Raw genomic sequence first — 4,969 nt, forward strand, 5'->3', positions numbered from 1 at the left:
TGACTTCAGTTTTACTTTTAGTTCCGATTTATCTAAGCAAATTTTGTTAATTATAAGTTAGGGAATTAGGTAAGCCCAAACTAAAACAATAGCAGAGAAAATAGAGGATTGACACTGTTTTTGCTAACGTGTTTGTATATGCTTTGTTGCGTGGTTTAAGTACGTAATTTAGCAAATAAAAACCGAATAGAAAATCCGCGAGGGTTTTCGTAAGCAGGCTAGAACTAGCAATAAATTATATACGGTGTTAGGCAACGTTTTCTCTCATCTTCTTTAACATTATAGGAACCTCTTCCCAATCATCTATCCATATTGTTTTAACTCCAAATGAAGCAGAATCATTTTCTTCAAATCTTTCATGTATTTCTGATAATAGCTTGATTGTCTCATCGAAATCCAAACCAGCATTATTCTTGATATTGAGCACTTCTTTGGATTCTAATATTTCTTTTAAATTTTCACTCAACTTTTGTTTATTCATTCTTTGTTTAAAAATATAATGATGCTTCTTTTTATTTCCTTTTTGTTTAAAGGCAATATCTAGTAATCTTCTAATATTTGGGTCTGTTAAAGAGCTGCCAATAAACAAACAGGTGTTTTCCCTAAACTTATTTATTTGAACCATATTGTTCCAACTATATATGTCAGAATATTGTTGGTGATAATTACTTTCTCCAAAAGTTATTTTATGTGAATCGTTTAGTTTTTCTGTTTCTGGTAAATAACCATGTACATGGTAAATTGGTAATTCATCGTTTTTGATTTCCATACCTATTCCGTATACTGATTTATATGGAATTGGCATTTCTGTTTTTTTTAATTTATATTCTAAAATATCATCAAAATTATAAGTGATTATAGAATCTAAATTCGGACTTTTTCCAGGTGCAACACATATTTTTACTATCTCTTCTAATAGATTCGATTTTTTATCTTTATCAATTTGTGAATATAATACATCTCTTACCATTGATTCAAAAGAGGAATCATTATTTTCAAAATATTCTTGTAAGTATCTGCCTGCAATTAATGGATTTGGACGAAATATGTCGTTAAATAATTTTGCTAAAACTGTGGATACATTATTTTCTTTTTCAATACTATGAACCATTAAACTTTGAAGTAATAGGTTCCAAGAAGGTATTCCAAACTCAATTGAAATTCCAGCACCTAGAGCTAGTACTAAATTTTCTTTTTGATATGCCTCATTTAAATTTTTGGTAATTTGCTGACGGCTTATTGTGTTAGACTTGGGTAGATTATCAATTAAGTTGTTTAGATTTAAGTCTGTATTTTTAATTAGTTCAATTATATTTCTTTTATAACTATCAGGATATAGCTTTTGATACCAATTATATCTATTGTCGTTATTAATATCTATCCAAGTTGTGTGAAATTCAGGCTTCTCTTTATTGTCTTTTTTTTTAGCCATAATGTTTTTTTTAAATGTTGCCTAACGTGTTTGTGTATGCTTAGTTGCGTGTGTAAGTTACTAATTTAGTAAACAAAAACGGAATAGAAAATCTGTAAAGATTTTCCGAACAGACAGGAACCTAGCAATTAAATATACACGATGTTAGCAAACGTATTTTTATTCGTGATTCTTAATAAATTCTTTTACCACTTGACAATCAGACATTAAATGATTCATTAAATCTTTTAAAAATTCATCTACACTTTCCTCAAACGACATTTCATAAACTTTCATTGTTTTTTCAGCGTATTTTGCGGATGTGCCTGAAACTATCTGATTAAAACTCTCCATAGTTAATTTGTCAGTTTTTAATTCAACCAGTTTCTCACAAGATTCTTTCGAAACTGATTCAATAAAGTCACGTTTTCTTTTTTGTTTTTTCCTTTCTTTTTTCGATAAGGATTTTTGTAAATCAATATTCATTTCCGCAATTAAGTCATTACTCAATAAATTGCTTTGTTCAGTCGAGAGTTCAGATTTTTGTAAATAAAGTCCAATTGAATTACAATTCCTAAATGCGATGATTTTAGTCAACTTATTTTCAACAGCAATTCGAGCAATTGTTTCAATAATTTCTTTCGGTTCAATTTGGTCATTTAAGTCATTTATTACTATTATTCCTTCACTATATTCGAAACTTTCTTCGGTGTATAATTTTTGAGAATAAATAATTTTATAAGAAACAGTTTTTTGAGATTCCAGTTCTGTTTCGATTTTTTTAAATCCGTTTTCACAATCAGATTCCACCGTATTTTGCGCAAAATTAATTGTTGATAATAATGAAAATAGGATTAGGAATATTTTTTTGCAGATGTTCATTTATATGTTTGCTAACGTGTTTGTATATGCTTTGTTGCGTGATAAAGCAACTAAGTTAGTAAATAAAAACGGAATAGAAAATCCGAGAGGATTTTCGTAAACAAGCTAGAACCAAGCAATAAAATATATACGGTGTTACCCACCGTTTTTTATCCGTCAATATATTTATTACTCTTTCCGATATTACATTGGTCGCAAAGAGTTTGTAAATTATTCAATTCCGTTAAACCTCCAAGCGAAAAAGGAAGTTTGTGGTCAATATGTAACTTAATTCCATCATCTGTTGTTCGTCCGCAAGCAACACATTGAAAGTTGTCCTTTCGTAAAACTTTGTATCGCATTCCCAATGGAATATTCCGCTTACTTTTATTTTTTATAATTTTACTTGGCAAAGATTCAATTTCTTGGTCACGACCAGTAAAAATGTAATCTAATTTATTGTAAGTTGGTAAAATTTCAAGTTGATAACCTTTATTGCCTTGAAAATGTCCTTTTAATATTGAAACTACAATAAAGTCATTTAGAAACTGTTCAGCACTTGTATTGGCAAATTCCTGCTTTTCTGGATCATAAATCCCTAAAATAAGTTGATTATTATCGGTAACATCCATTCCCAATTTGTTCAATAATTCCGCAAATACAATTTGTTTTTGTCTTCTATGAGCTTTTGCAAGTTCTTGACTTCCTGAATATCGTTCCGCAAACTTTAGCTTTTGGGTCAAATAAATTATATTCTCACTTTCTTTTTCTGTCGTTAAATTCATCGAAAAAGTCATTCCTGATTTTCCCTCAAAATTCGTATAGCAAAATAGTCGATAATGATTATTTATATTTTCATAAAGCTGAAGTGAAACTTGTAAATCTCCCATTAGTAACGGAAAAGTATATTCGTGTTTATTATCCAACAAATCGAAGTCGGATTGATTATACTGAATTGAATTTTTAACGCCAGAAATTCCGTTTAGTTCAAATTTTCCAATTCGCAATTTATTCCGCAAATCTACCTTTTTTAAAGTGTCTGCAAAATGTTCAGCATCAGAATGTTTGTTATTTAGCACGATTTTTTTTAAATGGTGGGTAACGTGTTTGTGTATGGAAAGTTGCGTGTTTAGACAACTAAAATAGCAAAAGAAAACGAGCCAGAGGATAATCCGAAGGATTTTCCGAGCAAGCAAGAAACTAGCAATTTTTTATACACGGTGTTACCACACGTTTTTTTAACATTGATAAAATCCGATTTCAATTGATATTAGATTTTGGTCAGTCAGATTTTCAACAACCAAAGTCATATCGCAATAACGGTCGTCTTTGAAATCTAAATAATATTGATTTTCAGATTTCTCAATTTCATAATCTTTATTTTTCAATAATTCTTTTATTAATTCATAGTCCGATTTATGAAATAATTTTTCCGCTATCTGCAATGCTTTTTTAAATATTCCACTTTCGTCATTCAAATTCAGTTCTGATTTGTTTAGAAATAAATTTCCGTAAAATGAAAAATGAGCACAACCTCCACGAGTTATGATTAATGTATTTCCGTTTTCAAGTTTTATTGTCGCCTTTTTTTGCTCGTTATCCCAAACGTAATTTGAAAATTCAGGAATTTCTTTAAGAAAATCATCCGTTTGAGTATTTAAGTCAAAAACACAATCATCTTCATTAAAATCCGATTCTGATTCCGAAACTAATTCGGTTTTATTTTCAGGAACTTCTGCATACTTTTTTTGAACATAGAAGTATAAAAATATTCCATATCCAATTGCAGAAATTATGAGTAATGCAAAAATGAATATTAATATGTCTTTAGTTTTTCTCAAATGTGTGGTAACGTGTTTGTATATGATTTGTTGCGTGTTTCAGCACCTAATTTAGCAAATAAAAACCGAATAGAAAATCCGCGAGGGTTTTCGTAAGCAGGCTAGAACTAGCAATAAATTATATACGGTGTTAGCAATAGTTTTTATTCCGATGAATAAATATCTGTAAATTTAAAAGCTTTACCTGGAGGTCCCCAAAAAATTATTAAAAAAGCTCCTTCACGTTTTTCTACTCCATTCATTACTAGATTCCCAGAATTAGAAAGTCCGATTTCATATTTTCGGATTTCATAATCTCCCAAAATCCAAGGAATTCCGTGTAATCTAAAGTTCCTGTTTTTTAAGAGTAAAAATCCATCATTCTGCAACTTATATTTCACAGTTTTTGAATGGATTTCCTTTTGATTTTTTAAAAATAAAAACCTTATTTCTTTACTGTTTAGAACTTCTATTTTTATTTCAGAAACTGAATCTTTAATTTTAGAGGATGTCAATCTTCCCAAAAACGAGCGATATATTCTACTTTTAGAGTTTTCAGAATAATTACTGTAAGTTCCATTTAATTGAGTAATATTTTTTTCCGTTAAATGCAGTAGATTTTCTGATTCATATTTTGGAAGAGAAGCACAATTTAGAAATAGAAAACAAATTCCAATTATTGTAAATCTTTTTATCATTTCGTTTTATAGTTTGAGGCTGCTTTTAAATTATTGCTAACGTGTTTGTATATGGAAAGTTGCGTTTTGGTACAGGCGGATTTTCCGAAGGAAAATCAGAAGTAACAAAAGCGCAACCAACTTTATTTAAGCACTAATCTAGCAATTTTTTATATACGTTGTTATAAAATGTAGCTAAA

Annotated in this window: 5 protein-coding genes; all 5 read right to left on the bottom strand. The window is 29.3% G+C overall.

Going from position 1 to position 4,969, the window contains the following annotated elements; genetic code table 11:
• Positions 1 to 247 precede the first annotated feature (247 nt).
• The 5 genes from ACVCXO_RS00530 to ACVCXO_RS00550 all read right to left on the bottom strand — a co-directional run bounded on the left by ACVCXO_RS00530 (position 248) and on the right by ACVCXO_RS00550 (position 4,790).
• On the bottom strand, positions 248 to 1,432 hold the full coding sequence (locus ACVCXO_RS00530; protein ID WP_452227646.1) for an SIR2 family protein: 1,185 nt from the start codon (positions 1,430 to 1,432) through the stop codon (positions 248 to 250).
• A 159-nt stretch (positions 1,433 to 1,591) separates the two neighbouring features.
• Positions 1,592 to 2,293 (bottom strand): hypothetical protein, encoded by a 702-nt coding sequence (locus ACVCXO_RS00535; RefSeq protein WP_452227647.1) that lies wholly within the window; start codon positions 2,291 to 2,293, stop codon positions 1,592 to 1,594.
• A 149-nt stretch (positions 2,294 to 2,442) separates the two neighbouring features.
• Entirely contained in the window at positions 2,443 to 3,351 is a 909-nt protein-coding gene (locus ACVCXO_RS00540) for an HNH endonuclease (protein WP_452227648.1), read from the bottom strand.
• Between the two features lie 159 nt (positions 3,352 to 3,510).
• Positions 3,511 to 4,113: a hypothetical protein gene (locus ACVCXO_RS00545; RefSeq protein WP_452227649.1), complete on the bottom strand. Its 603-nt coding sequence runs from the start codon at positions 4,111 to 4,113 to the stop codon at positions 3,511 to 3,513.
• Between the two features lie 143 nt (positions 4,114 to 4,256).
• Complete coding sequence (locus ACVCXO_RS00550) at positions 4,257 to 4,790, bottom strand: hypothetical protein (protein ID WP_452227650.1); 534 nt, start codon at positions 4,788 to 4,790, stop codon at positions 4,257 to 4,259.
• Between the last annotated feature and the right edge of the window lie 179 nt (positions 4,791 to 4,969).

It is taken from the genome of Lacinutrix sp. MEBiC02404, assembly GCF_053601575.1.